8 protein-coding genes and 2 pseudogenes are annotated in these 20,930 nt (G+C 66.4%); 3 read left to right on the top strand and 7 right to left on the bottom strand.

Annotated elements, in window-relative coordinates:
• Positions 1 to 24: 24 nt before the first annotated feature.
• Both pks13 and GTV32_RS14785 read left to right on the top strand, forming a co-directional pair.
• Positions 25 to 5,335: pseudogene (pks13, locus tag GTV32_RS14790) on the top strand (polyketide synthase Pks13).
• Positions 5,336 to 5,348: 13 nt separating this feature from the next.
• Positions 5,349 to 6,899, top strand: a complete 1,551-nt coding sequence (locus GTV32_RS14785; RefSeq protein WP_161060954.1) for an acyl-CoA carboxylase subunit beta — start codon at positions 5,349 to 5,351, stop codon at positions 6,897 to 6,899.
• A 42-nt stretch (positions 6,900 to 6,941) separates the two neighbouring features.
• Here GTV32_RS14785 and GTV32_RS14780 read toward each other — a convergent pair whose 3' ends face one another.
• Positions 6,942 to 8,174: a DICT sensory domain-containing protein gene (locus GTV32_RS14780; RefSeq protein ID WP_161060953.1), complete on the bottom strand. Its 1,233-nt coding sequence runs from the start codon at positions 8,172 to 8,174 to the stop codon at positions 6,942 to 6,944.
• 160 nt (positions 8,175 to 8,334) lie between these two features.
• Positions 8,335 to 9,218: pseudogene (locus GTV32_RS14775) on the bottom strand (LysR family transcriptional regulator).
• A gap of 92 nt (positions 9,219 to 9,310) precedes the next feature.
• Between GTV32_RS14775 and mqo the strand changes: the two are divergent.
• A complete protein-coding gene (gene mqo, locus GTV32_RS14770) occupies positions 9,311 to 10,807 on the top strand; it encodes a malate dehydrogenase (quinone) (RefSeq protein ID WP_161060952.1) in 1,497 nt (498 codons plus the stop codon).
• Between the two features lie 181 nt (positions 10,808 to 10,988).
• On the opposite strand, the gene GTV32_RS14765 is transcribed toward mqo, so the two are convergent.
• The 5 genes from GTV32_RS14765 to GTV32_RS14745 all read right to left on the bottom strand — a co-directional run bounded on the left by GTV32_RS14765 (position 10,989) and on the right by GTV32_RS14745 (position 20,851).
• A complete protein-coding gene (locus GTV32_RS14765; RefSeq protein WP_161060951.1) occupies positions 10,989 to 12,224 on the bottom strand; it encodes an HNH endonuclease in 1,236 nt (411 codons plus the stop codon).
• 136 nt (positions 12,225 to 12,360) lie between these two features.
• Entirely contained in the window at positions 12,361 to 13,086 is a 726-nt protein-coding gene (locus tag GTV32_RS14760) for a VIT family protein (RefSeq protein ID WP_161060950.1), read from the bottom strand.
• 78 nt (positions 13,087 to 13,164) lie between these two features.
• Positions 13,165 to 14,058 (bottom strand): oxygenase MpaB family protein, encoded by an 894-nt coding sequence (locus tag GTV32_RS14755; protein WP_161060949.1) that lies wholly within the window; start codon positions 14,056 to 14,058, stop codon positions 13,165 to 13,167.
• A 117-nt stretch (positions 14,059 to 14,175) separates the two neighbouring features.
• Positions 14,176 to 17,493, bottom strand: a complete 3,318-nt coding sequence (locus GTV32_RS14750) for an arabinosyltransferase domain-containing protein (protein WP_161060948.1) — start codon at positions 17,491 to 17,493, stop codon at positions 14,176 to 14,178.
• Positions 17,483 to 20,851 (bottom strand): arabinosyltransferase domain-containing protein, encoded by a 3,369-nt coding sequence (locus tag GTV32_RS14745; protein WP_161060947.1) that lies wholly within the window; start codon positions 20,849 to 20,851, stop codon positions 17,483 to 17,485. The genes GTV32_RS14750 and GTV32_RS14745 overlap by 11 nt, the downstream gene beginning before the upstream one ends.
• Positions 20,852 to 20,930 lie beyond the last annotated feature (79 nt).

Genomic DNA, 20,930 nt, shown 5'->3' with positions numbered 1-20,930 from the left:
GTCCCGATCAGTAGTCTGGAAACGATGTCTGAACTGAATACCGAAGAGTCCAGCAATCCCGAGCCCGGCGACGATTCGTCGTCGAGCCGCGCTGACGACGCTTCGCACATCGAGGGACACACCGAGGGCACCGCCGGCGAGACAGCCGGCGATCTCACCGTCGCCGAACTGCGCGATTGGCTGCGCGCCTGGGTCTCGGAGGCCACGGGTATCCCCGCAGACCAGATCTCCGATGATCGCCCGATGGAGGAGTTCGGACTGTCGTCGCGCGACGCGGTGGCATTGGCCGCCGATGTCGAGGACAAGACCGGTGTCATCCTCACCGCGACTGCCGCCTACAACCACCCGACGATCGCGATGTTGTCCAAGCGCATCATCGAGGGCGATCCGGACGAGGGGCTCGAGACCGACGACACCTTCTGGCAGCGCGAGCGCAGCGACGACGACGACATCGCGATCGTCGGTCTGTCGACGCGATTCCCGAAGGCCGGCGGCACTCCGGAGTCGACGTGGGAGGCCCTGATCGAGGGGCGCGACGGCATCTCCGATCTGCCCGAGGACCGCTGGACCGAGTTCAAGTCGGACCCGCGCATGGCCGAGGTCCTCGCCCAGCGGAATCTGCGTGGCGGCTACCTCGACAATGTGAAAGCGTTCGACGCCGACTTCTTCCAGATGAGTCCGCGTGAGGTCGAGATGGTGGACCCGCAGCAACGCCTGGCGATGGAGCTCACGTGGGAGGCGCTCGAGCACGCGCACATCCCGCCCAGCGATCTCAAGGGCGGCGCAGTGGGCGTCTTCGTCGGCACCTCGACCAACGACTACCAGCTGATGGCGGCACTCGGTCTCGGTGAGGGCTCCGACGATACGGCGGCCTATGCGCTCACCGGTACGGCGACGTCCATCATCGCCAACCGCGTCTCCTACTTCTTCGACTTCCGCGGGCCGTCGGTGGCCCTCGACACAGCGTGCTCGTCGTCGCTGGTCGCCGTGCACCAGGCGGTCCGCAGCCTGCGTTCGGGTGAATCCGAGGTCGCCCTGGCCGGTGGTGTCAACATGATCCTGACCCCCGCGGCGACCGTCGGCTTCGACACCATCGGCGCGGTCGCCAAGGACGGGCACATCAAGGCCTTCTCCAGCGATGCCGACGGCATGGTCCGCTCCGAGGGCGGCGGGTTGTTCGTGCTCAAGCGGATGGCAGACGCCCGACGTGATGGCGACCAGATCCTCGCGGTGATCGCCGGTTCCGCGGTCAACTCGGACGGGCGCTCCAACGGCATCTTCGCGCCCAATCCCGAGGCGCAGGTCGAGGTGTTGCGTGACGCCTACACCGACGCCGCCATCGATCCGCGCAGTGTCGACTATGTGGAGGCCCACGGCACCGGCACCATCTTGGGTGACCCCATCGAGGCCGATGCGCTCGGTCGCGTGGTGGGCCGGGGCCGCGTTGTCGGAGCACCGGCATTGCTGGGATCGGCGAAGACCAACTTCGGGCACATGGAGTCCGCGGCGGGCGCCGGCGCGCTGGCCAAGGTCGTGCTGTCGATGCAGAACGACACCATCCCGGCCTCGTTGAACTACGCGGGACCCAACCCCTACATCCAGTTCGGATCGAACGGGCTGAAGGTGGTCCCCGAGACCACCGAATGGCCGCGCTACTCCGGACATGCGATCGCCGGTGTCTCCGGCTTCGGGTTCGGCGGCACCAACGCGCACCTGGTGGTCCGCGAGGTACTGCCGTCGGATCTGGCCGGCGACGCACCCACCGCCGGTCGAGTGGCGAATGAGGAGTCTGCTTCCGTCGGCGTATCGACACCCCTCGACGACGAAGACGACGACGAGTACCTCACCGAGGCCGAGCGGGCCGTGCTGGCTGCAGCCGCCACCGCGGAACCCCAACCCGACGACACCACCGCGAATGACCCGGCCGACGGCTTCGCACCGTGTGCCGCCGAGGGATCCGTGGTGCCGCTGGTGATCTCCGGATTCCTGCCGTCACGTCGTCGCAAGTCCGCGCAGGACCTACTGGACTGGCTGGAATCCGAAGCGGGACAACGGACATCGCTCGCCGACATCGGTCGGGCGCTGGCTCACCGCAACCACGGTCGCTCACGCGCCGTGGTGATGGCCCGGACCCACGAGGACGCGATCACCGGTGCGCGGGCGATCGCCGAGGGCAAGAACAACCCTCTGGTCTACTCGGCCGATTCTCCCGACGCCGCTTCGGCGGTCTGGCTCCTCTCCGGATTCGGTTCGCAGCACCGCAAGATGGCCAAACAGCTCTACACCGAGAACCCGGTGTTCGCGAAGTATGTCGACCGCGTCGACGAGTACGTGCAGAACGAGCTCGGCTACTCGATCGCCGAGATGTTTCTCGACGACGAACAGACATACGGCATCGAGACGAGCCAGGTCGGCATCTACACCATCCAGGTGGCGCTGGCCGACACGTTGCGGCACCACGGTGTGGAACCCGGTGTGCTGGTACCGCATTCGATGGGCGAGGCCTCTGCCGCCTACATCAGCGGTGGATTGTCGCTCGAAGACGCGACCCGTGTGATCTGTCAGCGTTCGCGACTGATGGGCGAGGGCGAGTCGATGCTCGTCGGCGACGACATCCGTCTCATGGCCCTCGTCGAATACAGCGCCGAGGACATCAACGACGTGCTCGTCGACTACCCCGACCTCGAGATCTGTGTGTACGCGGCACCGACCCACACGGTCATCGGTGGCCCCGAGCCGCAGGTCGATGCGATCGTCGCGCGTGCCGAGGAGGAGGGCAAACTCGGTCGCAAACTGCAGACCAAGGGTGCCAGCCACACCTCGCAGATGGATCCGTTGCTCGGCGAACTCGCCTACGAGCTCACCGGGATCGAACCGCTGCGTCCCACCGTCGGCTTCTACAGCTCGGTTGACCGGGAGACGTTCTACCGCCCGGCCACGAGCCGGTCCACACGATCGAGTACTTCACCAAGGGGTTGCGCCACAGTGTCTGGTTCAGCCAGGCCATCGGGAAATCGGTGGAGAACGGGCATCGCACGTTCGTGGAACTCTCGCCGAATCCCGCCGTCCTCATCTCCGTCGCCGCGGTGACCTTCTCGGCCGGCCTGCACGACGCCGAGCTCATCGAGACCTTGCGGCGCAAGGAGGATGAGAGCTTCGGGCTGGTGAACGCGTTGATGAAGCTGTATGTGCACGGGCACACCGTCGATGTCGGATCGCTGTTCGGTGTCGGAGGATTCGGCGACATCCCGCGAACACGCTTCGAGCGCAAGGACTTCTGGCTCAAGGCGCAGTTGTCGTCCGGCGGGTCGGCGGGTAGGGCTCCCGGCTCGCATGTCGCGCTGCCCGACGGCCGCCATGCCTGGGAGGTGAACGCCTCGGCGATCACCGACCCGCGCGAACTGGTGCGCGCGGCTGCGGCGCAGGTGCTGCCCGACGTCGCGGTCGGCGCCGTGGTCGGCCATGGTGACATCCCGGCCGCGGGTACCCTGACCACCACGCTGAGCCCGCACCCCGGCGGCGCCTCGGTGACCGTGCATGCCAAGGAGGACAAGAACTTCCGCCTCCTGGTCGAGGCGGTCGTGACCGGAGGCGGGGCCGCGGCGTCGCCGGCGGCGACCGAGGCTGCCGAATCGCCGGCCGCCGTCTTCGCCGACGACAAGGTGGTGGTCGAGGACGAGGTCGTCGATGACATCGGCAACAAGTGGAACCCCGATTCCGGCGAGTCCGTGGAGAATCGGCTCGCCGTGATCGTCGGCGAGTCCATGGGTTACGACCCGGAGGACCTGCCGCGTGAGATCCCGCTGATCGAACTCGGTCTGGACTCCCTGATGGCGGTCCGCATCAAGAACCGGGTCGAGTTCGAGTTCGACATCCCCCAGCTGCAACTCCAGGCGATGCGACAGGCCAACCTGGCCGACGTGGTGAAGTTCGTGACCTACGCCGTCGAGCATCGCGACGAGGTCGCTCAGCTGGCGGAAGGCGCTGCGGGACAGGGTGATCTCGACACTGCGGCGCTGAACGCGCTGATCGATGCCGACAGCAACCCGGCCCCCGCCGACAGCAACCCGGCCCCGCCGACAGCAACGTCAAACCCGCTGAGAGCAACGTCCAACCCGCCGAGAGCAACGTCAAACCCGCCGAGAGCAACCCGAGACCCGCGACCAGCCTCACGGATCAGTCGGCGGTCGCCGATGCTGCGGGTTCGGATGTGCCGCCGCGAGATGCCGCCGAACGACTGACTTTCGGTGTGTACGCGGTGGTCACCAAGAAGTCGGCCGGTGGTGTCTTCAACAAGCTTCCGGTGCTCACCGACGAGGTGGCCCAGCAGCTCACCGACCGCCTGAACGAGCGAACCGGCGGCGACATCGACGTCGAGGACATCCTCGATTCGGAGACCATCGAGGAGATGTCGAACTACGTTCGTGAGTTCCTCGATGCCAGCGCCCACACCGACGGCTTCCTGCGGTACCTGAGACTGGTCCCGAACGGGAAGAAGAGCTACGACCCGGCCGCCGGCGATCCGGTGCCCGCCTTGCTGTTCCATCCGGCGGGTGGCAACACATCGGCGTACGAGGCACTGCTGAAACGCCTGCCCGACGACCAGCCGGTGATCGGTTTCGACCGCGTCGAGGGCTCGATCGAAGAGCGGGTGCGGCAGTACATGCCACGCCTGCGTGAGGTCCAGCCGAATGGTCCATATGTGCTGATCGGGTGGTCGCTCGGCGGCGCGTTGGCCTATGGCTGTGCCCAGGTGCTACGCGAGGAGGGCGAGGAGGTCTCCTTCGTCGGGCTGATCGACGTGGTCCGTCCGTCCGAGCCGGTGGTCGAGACCCCCGACACCAAACGGGCCCGCCTCGAGCGGTGGCGCGACTTCGCGGTCAAGACCTATGACCTCGACGAGGATGTGCCGATCCCGATGGATCGGCTAGTCGAGGCCGACGACGAGGGACAGTTCCAGATCATCATGGAGATGATGTCGATGTCGGGGACCAAGATTCCCGGTGGCATCATCGAGCACCAGCGCACGTCGTTCCTCGACAACCGCGCCCTGACGAACATCGAACCGTCGACCTATGACGGCACGGTGATCCTCTACCGTGCCGACAAGATGCATGACGGCGCCATCGAACTCGAGCCGCAATGGGCGAAGATCGACGAGGACGGCCGGTGGGGCGAGGTGGTCGACGATCTGGAGATCATCCACATCGGCGGCGATCACCTGTCGATCGTCGACGAGCCCTACATCGGCAAGATCGGGGCGGACCTCACCACACGTCTGAAGAATGTCGGGCATTCGAAGAATGCGGGTCGCAGCGGCGACACCGGCGAGTGAGAAAGAGAGCACCGTGACTGACACCACCGCCGGCAAGCTGGCCGACCTCCGCGAGAAGTTGGAGTCCGCCAAGGACCCCGGAGGCGAGAAGGCCGTCGCCAAGCGCCAGGCGAAGGGCATCTGTTCGCCTCGTGAGCGCCTGGCGATGTTGTTCGACCCGGGGACCTTTGTCGAGATCGGTGCGCTGGCCAAGATGCCCGGGGCCGCACAGAGTGGGTACGGCGACGGCGTGGTGACCGGCCATGGTCTGGTGCACGGCCGTCCGGTTGCGGCGTTCTCGCACGATCAGACGGTGTTCGGCGGGACCGTCGGAGAGATGTTCGGCCGCAAGGTCTCCGCACTGATGGAGTGGGCCGGCAAGATCGGCTGCCCGATGGTCGGCATCAACGATTCGGCGGGTGCTCGCATCCAGGACGCGGTCACGTCGCTGGCCTGGTACGCGGAGATGGGCCGTCGAAATCTGTTGCTCTCGGGTCTCGCTCCACAGATCTCGGTGATCCTGGGCAAGTGTGCCGGCGGCGCCGTGTACACACCTGCCAACACCGACATCCTCGTCGCGGTCGAGGACAAGAGCTACATGTTCGTCACCGGGCCCGATGTGCTCAAACAGGTCAACGGCGAGGACATCTCGGCCGAGGACCTCGGTAGCGCCCACAACCAGGCGCGGTGGGGCAACATCCATCACGTCGCAGTGGACGAGAAGACGGCGTTCGAGTGGGTCCGAGAGTATCTGCAGTACATGCCGTCCAGCGCATATGAGCTGCCGCCGATCATCAATCCCGGTCTGGAGCCGGAGATCACCGAGTCGGATCTGTCACTGAACGAATTCATGCCGGACAACGACAATGCCGGCTACGACATGCACGACATCGTCATCAAGCTGTTCGACGATGGCGCCTTCCATGAGGTCGGCGAGCTGTTCGCGCCGAACATCCTGACCGGATATGCGCGCGTCGACGGTCGGGCGGTGGGCGTGGTCGCCAACCAGCCGAACGTGATGTCCGGTGTGCTGGACACGGATTCGTCGGAGAAGGCAACCCGCTTCGTACGGATCTGCAACGCCTTTCACATCCCGCTGGTCTTCCTGGTGGACACGCCGGGCATCCTCCCGGGGCTCGCCGAGGAGCAGAAGGGCACCATCCGTCGTTCCGGCAAGTTCCTCTACGCCTATGTCGAGGCGGATGTCCCCAAGGTGACCGTGGTGCTGCGCAAGGCATATGGCGGCGCGTATGCGGTGATGGGCTGCAAACAACTCGGTGCCGACATCAACCTGGCGTGGCCGAGCGCGAAGATCGCGGTCATGGGTGCGGAGTCGGCGGCTGCGGTGCTCACGCGCCGTCAGACCGAGGGGATGTCGGCGGCCGACTCCGACAAGGTTCGCCGCGACTTCATCGACTTCTACAACACCAACATGGCCACGCCATACCTGGCCGCCGAGCGCGGCTACATCGACGCCGTGATCGAGCCCGCGGAGACCCGGCTGCAGCTGCGAAAGGCGTTGGCGCAGTTGCGCGACAAGACCGAGTACCGGACCCCGCGCAAGCATTACCTGATGCCGATCTGAGTCGGCCACATCTGAATTGGCGGGGCGGGGCGGCGCAGCCGTCTAGCCGAAACGCATCAGGATCGACCTGACTGCCTGGGTCACGGTCATCCGGTCGTAGGTCTGCACGAAGTCGAAGGTGCGGTCGAGGTCGGCGTTACCACTGTGTTGGTCTCGTGCCGACAGCAGAGCGGCGAAGTGTGGGCCGAGAACAGCGACGTTCCACTCGTCGACGAGGTCGTCGTCGGACCGCAGCGGCGCCCGATGGACGTTGCCGTCCCGCAGATCGGGTAGCCCGACGCCGTAGACGCCTGCCAGCCCGGTCTTCTCGGACATCAACCGCCAGCGTTCCGCGGTCCGCGGGGTGAAGTGCTCCGCTTGCTGGAAGGTGCCCAGCACGATGGCTGCGCCGCCGATGGCGGCCTGGTGTTCGAGCGCCTTGCTCATCTCGATGAGCAGTCGCTTGTCGCCGCGGCGCGGGACGATCGAGGCCGAGGCGATGGCGTACGGGGTGGCCTCATCCGGGCCGGGAGTGGACCACACCGGCATCTCGGGCAACGGGACCACCGGGACATTCGCCAGCGCTGTCGGATTCTCCACCGGAGGGTAGAGGGCGCCGATGCCGAAAGAGGCGCCCATCGTGATGGCGGTGATCCTCCGGGCGTCGTCGTCGACACCTTCGGCGATCACCACGGCATGACTTCGCTCTGTGTGGGCGGCGAGTATGTGAGCCAGGCGGGCCGAATCCTGAGTCGCATTGTGTTGCAGCAGAGCTGCTCCGGTCACGATGATGTCGGGCTCGATCAGGGAGAGCAGAGTCGCGGCGTCCTCACTGGTCTCGAGGCCATCGACGCAGATGATCTTGCCGGCCGCCCGGGCCCGGGCCACTCGTGCGAGCGTGTGTTGCGGACTGCGGGAGACCGCGCTCGGCATGACGACCACGATCTGTCGTTCGAGGGTGACCATGGTGTCTTCCTCGAGTTGATCGAGGAGTTCGAGATCCATCGCCACCAGCAGCGGCAGGATCGTGGCGACGGACCGGGCACGAGCCGATCGCGCGAACTGTTGCCGACGGCGGTCGATGACGTGATGTTGCTCCATCAACCTCGCCGCCCGGCCCAGCGCGTCGACCGTCCCGAGTCTGGTCCCCGAAGGACCGCGGAGCTGTAGTTCGAGCGCGGCGACGGCACCGTCGGTCAAGCGGCACACCGGCGCGAACTGCATGTGTAGCTCGAGATCCTCGAACAGGGTGAACCCGGTCTCGGTCGACGATTCCCGTCGGGAGTCATGCGTCATGGTGGATCGACCTTCTGGAACACGGGACCATCGGGCCTCCCGTCGGGACGGACGATCGCTCACATCGAGATGAGCGGACGCGAGATTCTTCACATCCTGGGCATGGCAATCGCGGTGCCTGTGGTCAGGATAACACCGGGGTCCGTCGCGGCGCGGATGACTAAAAGCGTTGAGCGACGATGAAAGTGCTCAATCGCTGTGTGGTGGGGCTTTGGGTGGCCGTGGCCGATGTCAGCGCGATCTGACGCGTGTGTTCGCCGCCTGCGATGGTCGTCTCGACGATGCCGCGGAGTCGGTGCTGGGCGCGCGGAAGAAGAGCTACGCCCAGCCCGCTGCGGACGAAATCACGGATGGTCGAGAACTGGGTGATCTCGATCCCGATGGCGGGTGTGAATCCTGCTGTTCGGCACCATGCCTCGGTGATCTGCCGGAGATGATAACTGGGCGGATTCGCGACGAATCGCTCGCCGGCGAGTTCGTCGAGGCGGATCGATGTACGCCCGGAGAGGGCGTGGCCCGTCGGCAGAGCCGCGCAGATCTCCTGCGTTGCGAGCAGCCGGTGCGGCAGGTCGTCGGGAGGCGGGATCGTGATCGCGAGGTCGAGCCGTCCGTGGCGGAGATCGTCGCTGAGTTCGGCACCGTGTGCCTGTTTGAGTTGGAGATGGATGCCGGGATGGCGATGGCTGAAGGCGACCAGGACGTCGGGAACCGGTCCGGCCCCATCGTCAGTGGAAAACCGAAACGGACGGTGCCGTGCTCGGGATCTGCGGTGTCGGCGATCTGCGCGAGGGCGGCCTCGACCTCGCGCAGCGGTGCACGTACCGAATCGCCGAGTGCGACAGCAGCCGGCGTGAGGCGCACCGTCCGGCCGTCGCGTACCACCAGGGGCACGTGTAGCGCCTTTTCGAGTGCATGGATTCGCCTGCTCATCGACGACTGCGGGATGCCGAGGGCCGTGGCCGATGCGGTGACGTGCCCGTCTTGGGCAACCAATTCGACCAGGGCGCGTAGCTGCGGCGCGAGCTCGGTGAGCCATTCATCCATGAACGGATCGTATTGGACCGATAGTTCATTGGACGGATTATTGAGTGGTGCGGGACGGTGAATGTGTGGCCGTCAACCGAAGGAGCCGTGACATGGGCACCGGAACACGCATCGACATCCGCTCTCCCCGCGAAGCCGACGTACTCCTCATCGGCGGAGGGATCATGTCGGCGACCCTCGGATCGATGATCGCGGTCCTACAGCCGGACTGGCGAGTTGTCCTGGTGGAGCGAGCCGGAGGCCTGGCGGAAGAGAGCACCGGCCCATGGAACAACGCGGGCACCGGACACATGGGTCTGTGCGAACTCAACTACATGCCGGATCCGACGGATGGTCGACAGGCGGCCACCGTCGCACAGCAGTTCCATCTGAGCAGACAGTGGTGGGCATTTCTCGCAGACCGCGGTCTCATCGCCGATCCGTCCGGATTCATCAACACCGCGCCGCACATGGATGTCGTGTTCGGTCATCGCGATGTGAACTACCTGCGCCGCCGCTTTCAGACCTTGAGCACCGAACCGATCTTCGCGGAAATGGAGTATTCGGAAGACCCTCAACAGATCAGGGCGTGGTCGCCGCTGATCGTCGAGGGTCGTGACATCGGTGAACCGATCGCCGCGACGCGACATCCACGCGGTACCGACATCGATTTCGGCGCCCTGACCAAGGCCCTGACGGGCATCATCGTCGATCGGGGCGGATCGGTGGTGTTCGACCACGATGTGCGAAGCCTTCGCCAGAATCCGGATCACAGTTGGTGTGCGAGTGGCCGACTGACGCACGGCCGAGCGGAATTCACGGTGCGAGCACGGCATGTGTTCGTCGGCGCGGGTGGGTTCGCTCTGCGACTGCTCCAGCGTGCGGGGATCCCGGAGGTCAACGGCTATGCGGTGCTACCTGTCGGTGCCGCGTTCTACCGCTGCGCGACCCCGTCCGTGGTAGCCCGGCACGATGCGAAGGTGTACGGGCAAGCAGCCGTCGGTGCCCCGCCGATGTCGGTGCCACACCTGGACAAACGCATCGTCGATCACGAGGAGTACCTCATGTTCGGACCGTACGCGACGTTCAGTACCAAACTCCTCAAGCAGGGTAGGCTCACGGACTTCTTCACCACGCTGCGATGGCGCAACCTACATGTGTTGGTGGCCGCGTGTCTCCACAACCTGTCCCTGATCCGATTTCTGCTCTCAGAGCTCCTCGCCGGTCCGCGCCGGAGGTTCGGTCAATTGCAGAAGTTCCTTCCTTCCGCGCGCTCCGACGAGTGGGAGCTGATCCCGGCCGGTCAACGTGCCCAATTGGTGACACCGGACAAGAAGCGGATCGGTGTGCTCCGACAAGGAACGGAGCTCATCGTGAGTGACGACCGCTCCATCTCGGGACTGCTCGGCGCATCGCCGGGTGCGTCGACGGCGGTTCCCATCATGCTGGACCTGCTTCGGCGGTCCTTTCCAGACGAGTGGGAGATGAGCTGGAAAAACTCGGTGGCGGAGGCGATCCCGGATCTCGACCGCACGGACTGGGGCCCGGAGGCTGCGACCGACAGTCTCGACCGGACCGCATCCGCGCTGGGTCTGAACCGCGCATCGTGACCGGCGGGCCCGTTGCCCTGGAGGCTGCGTCTCACGCTCCAGGGCAACGAGCTCCCACCTGCCGCTCTCACACTGTTGAGTTGTCAAGGGTCGTGCGTGGCCCGGTGGTGGTCGGTCACGCGGTGAAGGTGCGTCGCGAAATGTGCTGCGCTGTGGTCTGTTTCGCTGCTGCGGTCTGGCGTCAGGCGGCGGTCTCGTGGAGGTGCATGGTGCGGCGGTTGTGGGCGGGTAGTGGTGTTCGGTGTGGGTCGGTGGTGGTGGGTGGGATGAGCCAGGGGTGGCGGTCGATTCCGATCACGATGTCCCAGCCGTGGGCGTGGACGTGGGCGTGGCAGGACGGGCAGAGTAGGCAGCCGTTGTCGAGGTCGGTGGGGCCACCGTCGTGCCAGTGGATCATGTGGTGGATGTGGCTCCAGGCGGCGGGCCCGCCGCATTTGATGCAGCATCGATCGCGGGCGGTGATGGCTGTGCGTTGGTGTGGGGTGAACAGGCGTTGTTCGTAGCCCATGTCCAGGGGTGCCCGGTTTCCGTCGATGATGATTTCGGTGATGCCGGCATCGCAGGCCAGCATCTTCGCCGTCGCCTGTGATATCGGGCCCAACCATGTCAGCGACGCGAGGTCGGGGGTGTCGACGGGGATGGTCAGGGTGAGGTGGGTTTTCGGTGCGGTCATGAAGGGGGTGTCTGCGGTGGCGGCGGCGTCGAGGATTTGTTCGAGGGCGTCTGCGCGTCGAGCGCCGATGGTGCGGGCATCGGGGGAACCGTCTGGCTCCGGGCGTGGTTGGGCCAACGAGTTGATCGCCGCGATCAGCTTTTCGCCGATCACGACATCAAGATCACCGGTGACCTTCACCCGCCCGTCGGGGGTCGGGACAACTGTGAATTCGTTGAGCCGGCGATCTTCCCCCGCGGGTAGTCCCCCGGTTTCGGTGGCGATCTGGTTGCCGATCGCCCGTGCCGTCTGCTCGAGCTCCTTTGTTGTCGCACCCGAGAGCGTCTGGGCGATCAGTGCCCGTTCGTGCTCGAGGCGTTCCTGCTCACACAGTCCGTCGGCGGCGCGCCGGGCGATGTGGGCCAGCCCCTGCACCATCGCATCGACGTGTTCGCCGGAGAACACACCGTCACCGGCGTAACCGGGTAGTCGCTGCAGCGACGCCAGTGCGGCGCCGATGCGTAACCAGCGGGCGGCCACACTCGGTGCGGCACCCATCTCCATCAACAGGTTCCGGGTCTTTGCTCCGGACTGTGTCGCCACTCCCAGCCGGTCGAGCGCTTCGGCGTGTACCGCCAGCAGGTGATCGACCAGGTTGCGCAGTTCCATCAACGCCTTGGTGGCGTCGAACACCTGCCGGCCCGACGCCGCATCGGCGACGGTGACCTCACGCATGACCTCGATGGCCGAGCTGATTTCCCCCATGCGAACCAGTCTACTCGAACATGTGTTCGAGTCAAGGAATTCTTCAGTGCTGCAAAGAATTTGGTCGAATCGACCCGCGGCGAACCCCATAGACTACCGAGCGACCCCGACAGCTTTTGCCGCTGCGGAGCCGGGATCACGCCACGGTCTGCCCGACCAGCCGGCCGATGGCGAACGTGACGACCATCGCCAGCGCACCTCCGATCACCACACGCACCATCGGTCGCCACGGACGGGAACCGCCGAGCGTCGCGCCCACGGCGCCGGTGAGTGCGAGCGCGATGATGACGGCCATGAAAGCGACCGGGATTCGCCAGGCCGCCGGCGGCGTGAGGATCGCTACCAAGGGCAGGAGGGCCCCGGCGGTGAACGACACCGCCGACGAGAACGCCGCCTGCCACGGATTGGTCAGCTCGTGCGGGTCGATGCCGAGCTCGGCGTCCGCATGTGCCTCGAAGGCGTCGCGGTCGCTGAGTTCCCGCGCCACACGGCACGCGGTCTCGTGGGTCAGTCCCTTCAACTCGTAGAGACCGACGAGTTCGTCGAACTCGGCTTCGGGTTGCTCGAGGAGTTCGCGCTCTTCCTTCGCGAGCAGGGTCTGTTCGGTGTCGCGTTGCGTGCTGACCGAGACATATTCGCCCAGTGCCATCGACACCGCGCCCGCGGCAAGGCCGGCAACGCCCGCGGTGAAGATCGGTGCTCTCTCGGCTGTCGCGGCGGCGACGCCGACCACGATGCCTGCCGTGGAGACGATCCCGTCGTTGGCGCCGAGAACGCCGGCGCGCAACCAGTTGAGGCGATTGGCGAGTCCGCCACCGCGGTGGGGCTCACCTGTGTGCTGGTGTTCGTGGCCGACGGTCATGGTTCGACTCAACTGCCACAGCGGCATTCACGCAAGCAAGGACACGGTTGCCTTAGTGATGCGGTGAGAAAGAGTGACCTAGAAGACCTTGATCCCCAGCCGGCGTCGCAGACGCATGTCGTAGAGGTAGGCCTGCAGGAGTCCGCGCACGACACGTCCGGTGGCCGGATCGACGAAGCGTGCCACCCGCAGCGTCCGGTCGTAGGCCGCGTCGTCCTCGGCGCTCCAGCGCCAGTGCATCATCGTGCGGAACTCCGGCGGCAGTCCCGCCTTGATCAGGTAACTCATCGGACGACCGAAGACCTTGTGGGCCAGGGTGCCGGCGGCGCCGATCCGGTACTCGAGGAACGACAGGTCCGAGAGTTGTTGCAGCATCGCGCGAACCGGTGGGTCGATCGTCATGTCGTCCAGTTGGCTGCGCCAGTACTCCTGCAGGTCGGCGTAACTGTCCGGCCACTGCTGCGCGGTCACGTTGAGGGTTGTGCCGAGCCAGCGGGAGTCGTCGACGACTCGGTCCTTCTCGGCAGGGCTCAGTGGCCCGTAGAGGAGTTCGTATTGATCGAGGAAGTACTTCACCAGGCAGACCGCCACCCACAACTGGAGCCGGGAGTCGTTGGCGCTGTAACGAACAGGGCTCTCGGCGGTCGAGTAGACGAGATCATGGATGCGTTCGAGCTCGGCACCGACAAAAGCCCGGTCGTCGGCGTCGCCCAGCAGCGCGACCGCGAGAAAGGTGCCGGTGGTGCGACTGCGCTTGATCGGATGTTTCACCGCGTTACCGGAGTCGACGCGGCTCTCCACCACACCGTGGCCGACTTTGGGATTCGCCAGTTGCATGATCACGTTGGCGCCCGCGATGGTTGGGCCGAGCCCGGTGACCAGGTCGCCGGTCCGCCGAACACGACGACGCGCGCGAGCCGGCCTGACCTCGGCGACGTGCTCGTGCTGGTACGTGTTCACCACACGGTCCATGAGGTCAGGCTAGCGCAGCCTGGGCCGCCGATCGAGTATCCGGCGAGGCGCCGCTGCGTTCGCGACCACTCGACCGGCGGCCGGGGCACGGACTCGACCTCGGTCGGCAGTGGGGCGTCAGTACCCGCTCGACCGCATCGGGGCCGGGTTGTAGAGCCCGGAATGGCGTGCGGTGCCCAACTCCAGCTCGGCCGGAGGTGCCGGATCGATCTCGGCGAACCGCTGCAGGCCACCCCAGTCTCGTCCCCAGTTGTTGCGGAGATACGTGGGGAGCAAGGTCGGGGTCAGCATCGCCTCGGTGATGCCCAGTGGACCGCCCGCCTTGCCGGACATCCAGGTCTGGCTGTTCTTTCGGGTGGCTTCGGCGTCGGGCATGATGCGCCACTTCGGTACCTCGAGCACACCGTCACGAACCTTCATCGGCTGCTGGCACGGGAAGACCATGCCCGGTAGCCAGTCGATGAAGACCGGATCGGTGGTCCCGACGACGTCGTTGAGAGTGCGCAACTGGGTCACCCGCGGTGGCGTGATCGCCACCCATTCCGACGGTGCACCAGCGGTGTCACTGACCTCCACCCGTACCACGTCGGCGCGTGGCGGGGCGTCGGCGAGCGGAAACCGCAGATTCCGCCAGGTGGGTACCTCGCCGATGTCGATCGGCGACCTCACGCCGACCGGGGTGACGCGACCGTCGGCCCCGGTCCGGCCGAACCGGACGATGACCTGCTGGCCGCTGTGCTGCACGCCGAGCCCGTCGACGGCCTGTATCGAGCCGGCCGCGGCGATGGTGAGCAGTGGCGCGTCGGCGTTGCGTTCGGGAAGTGAGTACCAGTCGGTGGTCAGCGAACCGGTCCCGCTGGGGGAGCCGTAGGAACCGAGTACCGGAGTGTTCGCCGGGTTCAGCCCGAACGGCAGTCGCACAGTCGAGCCGTTGACACCGCGCGCACCCTGCCCGCCCTCGGTTCCACCTTGCGCAGACTCGGTGGTCTGAGTGGATTCGTCGGAGCCCGCGCCCGACTGGGCGGTGTTCTGCGCCGTCGAGGTCGCGGTGTCCTGCTCCTCGGTGGAGTCGATGGACAGCCGGTTCGGTACGCCGTTCGGTGTGAAACCGTCGGGGTCGGGTAGGCCGTTACCCGTCCCGGCCAGTGCCGCCGAGACATTCGGTGCCGGCCGTCCGTCGACCGCGGCCGGCGGCAACAGGCCGGTGTTGGGATCCTGTTCCACCAGAACGTCGTTGGCGAGAGCGCATTCGTTGCCGGTCATCGCGCGCGCATTCGACTTCATCCACGACCAACTGTCACGCTGCTCGTACCCGCCCTTGGCGAACGACAACACCATGAAGATCACGACGAGTCCCGAGATCACCGGCAGCGGTGAGAACTTCAGCTTCGATGCCCAGCCGTCCCCGCCCTGCGTCCTGGTCTTCTCGTCGACGTAGTCGTCGCGGAAGTGGAACCACAGACCCACCAACGCGGTGATCACCGCGAATGCCAGGATGACCCAGCCCACCTTGATCCCGGCGATCGACGGCGGGCGGTCCCACCACGGGATTCCGTAGCTACCGACGAACCACCAGCCGTTGGTGCCGGTGAACGAGATCGCGGTCACCGCCAGCACGGCGGCCGCGAAGAACGTCCGGTTGCGACGCGATCGGAGAATGGCGGGGGCCATCATGGCGCCGGCGGCGGCGGCGAGACCGGCCGCGATGCCCGCGTAGACGCCGAAATGATGCGTCCACTTGGTGGGGGTGAAGGCGATGAAGAACATCGTGCCGAGGATCACCGCGATCAGGCGCCAGATCGGGGCGCGGGCAATGCCGTTCGGATGCACGCGACGCAAGAGCCGGAGCAGCACGACGACCAGGCAGAGGATCATCAGCAGCACACCGAAACGTCGTGCGAGCGTGCCGTCGGCGGTCGGCAGGATCAGGTAGTAGTACCGGACCGGTTCCTGCCACCACTCCAGCGTCGGGCCGACGTCGGTGGCGACCTTGTTGCCGACGATCAGCGGCATCAGTGGCTGGTCGAAGAAGATCTGGTAGAGCACCGCGGTTCCCGCGGCGAGGACCGGGGCGAGCATGGGCAGCAGGCCGTCCCGCTTGCGCCGTGTCACCAACGTCTTGACCACCGGACGGATACCGGCGAGCAGCGCGGCGACCGCCATCAGCCCGCCGGGCGCGAGTGCAAGGGTGAAGGCCGCGACCACCACCGCGATGGCGTACGGCAGCATCCGGCGTGTGGCTATCGCCCGCTCGACGCAACACCACGTCAGCAGGGCGCCGACGGCCTCGGCGGGTTCGGGGCGCAGACCGTTGTTGTAGGGCAGCCAGATGGCCAGGAAGACAAAGGCCGCCGACCACACCGCGGGCGTGCTGTTGCGGACCGCGCGGCCGAGGCGGGGGATCACCTCTCGGCTGATGAGCCACCAGCCGAGGAGCCCCAGGAGAAAGGCGGGCAGACGCATCCACGGCGCGGCGAGGCTCACGTGTGTCATCGCGGCGATGACCTGGAAATGCCAGCCGAACGGGTCCTGTGGCACGCCGAAATAGCGGAAGTAGTTGTCCGCGTAGCCCGCATCCCCGGCGATCCGGCCGACGGTGAAGTTGTAGCCGTCATCGGACGTGTTGGCCCCGGCGAACCACCAGAAGGCCAGGATGAGGAACACCGCGACGTCGGGGCCGCGAATGGTGAACCAGCCGGCCGGCAGGAACCGCTTGTGCCCCCTGCCGTCCCGGCGATCGAGAACACCCAGCGCGATCAGCGACAGGATCGTCATGATGATGCCGATGACGATCACCGCGAGCTTCAGCGCCGACGGCGTGCTGACATAGCGGGTGTCGATGGTCGCGTGCACCGACAACCCGTCCCGCGGCGCGGACTCGGGCAGATCGGTGTAGATACCGACGATCTGGGGTCGCATCTCCTGATCGGCGACCGAGAACGTGTGCAGTCCGTCGCCGGGCGCGTTCTCGAAACGGGCCGAAACGCCCGAGCCGTCGGCGTGGAACATGATCCGGCAGTCGGGATTCGTCTGGGCGCCTGCGCGATCGGTGTTGAGGATCACGACGTCGCGATCGGTCACGGTCAGTGCGTCGTCGGTGGCCCGGATCATCAGTGCGCGGGCGCCGGCATCCTGCCCGCCCTCCGGGATGGTGGAGAGCAGGAGCCCGCCGTCCCGGGGCAGTTGCGCGGCCAGTGAACACGGAACCGTGACATCCATGTCGATGGGGACGTACGAGACGAGGGGCGCGGCCACATTGCCCACACCGTTGCCCTGCGGCCAATTGAGTTCCGCGGTGGACTGATTCACCGGCAGCAGTGGCGTGATGATGGCCGCGAGGAAGCCGAGCACACCTGCCACCACGGCGACGATCTTCGCCGTGCGGTAGTTGCGGGAGCGGGTCTCCGAGGCGGGGGTCGCTGTCTCACTGGTCATCTGATTGTGGCTCCACCCTGATCGAACCGGCGCGTGACCAGCCCCACTGTGTCGTCTGCGACGTGGTCACCCGCGCCGCTCCCGCGTCCTCGGCCAGCGGCGTCAGACGCTCGAGGGCTCCCCACTCGCGTGCCCAGTCGTCCTTGAGGTAGGTCGGCACGGCCTGCGCCGAAGTGGTCGACTCCGAGATCGACAACAGTCCGCCGTCGACTCCCGACTGCCAGGTCTTGGACTGCGAGTTGGCCAGTGGGTAGTCGGGGAGGATGCGCCACTGCGGGACCTCGGCGACACCGTTGGTGATCCGCAGTGGCCGTTGGCATGGGAAGTGTGCGCCGACGGTGAAGTCGATCAGTGTCGGTGACTGTGAGCCGACGACATCCTGCAGGGACCGCAACCGGGGCGCCCGCGGCGGGGTGATACCGATGAACTGACTCTGTCCGAGATTGTTGTCCAGCAGCGACAAACGCATCGCGGTGGCCGCGCGCGGCGCCGCACTCATCGGCACCCGTAGGTTGCGCCAGGGTCGGTTGGTGATGACCGGTCCCGGGTCGATCGGCAGCACGTCCGGTCCGATCTGTGTGAACGATCCGTCGGGGCCGGGACGTCCGAACTGGACGACGAGCTTCTGCCCGAAGTTCCGGACGCCGAAGGTGTCGATCGTCGATACGGCACCGGCCGTACTGAACACGAGCAGTGGCGATGTCGCGCGCACCGTGGGCAGCTGGTACCAACCGGTCGTCAGGTGCGCCTCGCCCGGATAACCGTAGCTGCCGAGGACCGGGGTCGTCGAAGGGTCGAGTCCGTAGGGAAGCGCGACCGTCGACCCGTTCACGGTGCGGGGTCCGGTGCCTCCCGTGGTGCCCGCGCCGAGCCCACCCGTGATGGCGAAGGGTCTGGACACACTGGCCGATACGTTCATCTGTCCAGGACGCTGGTTGCCCGGATCGGGGGACAGGTCGCTGGGAATCCCATCTGGCGTGAATCCGACGGGATCGGTCCCACGCAGAGCCGCGGACACCGACTTCCCATCGGCCGGCGCCAACATCCCGGCGTTGGGATCCGACTCGACGAGAACCTCGTCGGCCATGCCGCAACCGTCGCCGCGGAGCGCGCTCACGTTCTCGGAGAACACCGTGTTGGCCGGATACCTGGTCACCGCGGCTTTCGCGAACACCAGGAGTTCGGCCACCACCATCAGGCCGGCGATCACCGCGATCGGTGACGACGCCAGGAAGAGTCGACGACGGTCGGCCTTGCTCTCTCCTCCGCCGTCGACGGTATGGGTGAGGCCCTTGTTCTCCACGTAGTCCAGGCGCAGGTGCTGCCACACCGCGATGACCGCGGTGATCACGGCGAGTACCAGGAACAGCGTCGACACCGGTCGTCCGGCGAGTACCGGAGCCCGATCGAACCAGGAGATCCCGTACTCATAGGCGAACGGCCAGGCGTTGTAGCCCGCCATGGCGGCGGCGAGCGCGAAGAACAGGCCGGAAACGAACACGGTCAGGTTGCGCGCGGAGCGGGCCGCCGATTGGGCCACCGCGAGGGTGGCGGTGGCGGCGATGGCGGCGGCGAGTCCGGCGAAAACGCCGAACTGGATGGTCCACTTGGTCGGTGTGAAGGCCAGCAGGAGCAGCGTGACGCCGATCGAGCCGATGAGTCGCCAGGTGGGGCCGGGATCGACAGCACGGATCTTGTTGCGACGCAGCATCACCGCGACCGTCACGATCAGACCGGCCAGCAGGAGCAGGACCGGCACGCGTCGAGTCAGTGCGCCATCGTCGGTGGTGACCGAGATGAAGTAGTAACGCAGGAACTCCTGATGCCAGCTGATCACCGGTCCCACCTGGTACCGGATCTTCATCGCCTCGAGCACGGTGGCCAATGTCTGATCCCGGAACACCACGATCAGCACCAGGAGGCCGGCCGCCGTCATCGGCGCGATGAGTGCGAGCGTGCCCGACTCGCGTCGACGGTCGAGCATGATGTGCAGCAGGGGACGAGCCGCCACCAGGAGGATGGCCACCGCGATCACGCCCTGCGGGGCGAGCGCAAGGGTGAACCCTGCGGCGATCGCGCCGAGGGCGGCGGGGAACAGGCGGCGGGTGGCGATCGCCTGTTCGGCTGCCCACCAGGTGAGCAGCGAACCGAGCACGATGATCGGCTCGCTGCGCAGGCCGCTGTTGAACGGGAGCCAGAACGCGATGAAGACCAGTGCGGCGGCCCACACCGCCCATCCGCTGCGGCGGACACCTGCGCCCAGACGTGGCAGCAGCACCCGGCTCAGGATGAACCAGGAGACGAGGCCCGCGGCCAGCGACGGAAGGTGTGTCCACAGAATCGTCGGGGAGATCGACGACCAGTGGGCAAGGAAGCTGTAGTACCAGTCGAACGGGGCCTCGGGTATGCCGTACCAGCGGTAGTAGTTCGCGAGATAGCCGGACGCGTCGGCCGTGCGTCCCATGTTCAGGATGTAGCCGTCGTCGGCGGTTCCGGCCCCGAGCAGAGCCCAGATCAGCAGGACGAGGGTCACCGCGACGTCGGACGCGCGCGGGATGAGACTGCGCCACCAGGAGCCGAGGCGGCTCGGCCCGTCCTCACCGTCGGCGCGCCTACCGATGCGACGGTGGTGACCGTGTGCCCGATCGAGCAGGTACAACGCGACCAGTGCGACGAGCACCGCGATCACGGCCAGCACCATCACCACCAGCTTGAGAACCGAGGGCGAGCTGACGTAGCGATTGTCGATCTGGACGTGCACACGGAGACCGGCATCGGCCGCCGACTGCACCTGCCGGGTGGAGAGGTCGGTGAAGATGCCGTCGACCTGCGGACGCTTGTCCGGCGGGAGGACGGTCGACTCGCCGAGGCCGACGAATTGTGCGCCGGGTCCGGTCGCAGCCGACCAGATGTGCAGCTGTGAGCATCCGGACAGTTGGTCACGTGGGGCGCTTGCCGCCACCGTGTTGCGGAAGGTGACCGTCACCGTGGTGCGGTTCGCGTTGACGTAGAGCGCTGACGACCTGCTCTTGGGCGCGTTGGTGGGCATCGTCGCGAAGACCAGGCCGCCGGCCGCGGGCATTTCCGACAACACGCCGCACGGTATGCGGGCGTCGAGGGCCTGCGGTGTCTGGGCGATCAGGGGCGCGACGACGTCGGCGGACTCGGCCGACAGACCTTGCCCGGAAGGCCAGTCGAATGACGCGTCGGTGGCCTTGACCGGGAGGAATGGTGTGATGGCGCACAGGACGATGCCGATGATGCCCGCTATGACGGCGACCGCACGGACGGTGCCCACAGACACCCTGGATGTCGGCGGCGCGGCGTCGGGCGCAGCGTTCGAGGCTGTCACAGGCACGATGTCTGATGTTATGGGACTTCCCTGAGAGGACCTAGTCAGACCCGGACTGCGCTACAACAGGGTTCTTCCCGTCAAC

The organism is Gordonia sp. SID5947, from assembly GCF_009862785.1.
Classification (GTDB): domain Bacteria; phylum Actinomycetota; class Actinomycetes; order Mycobacteriales; family Mycobacteriaceae; genus Gordonia.
Note: the sequence above shows the minus strand (reverse complement) of the source record. Positions and strands in the feature narration are given on the sequence as shown.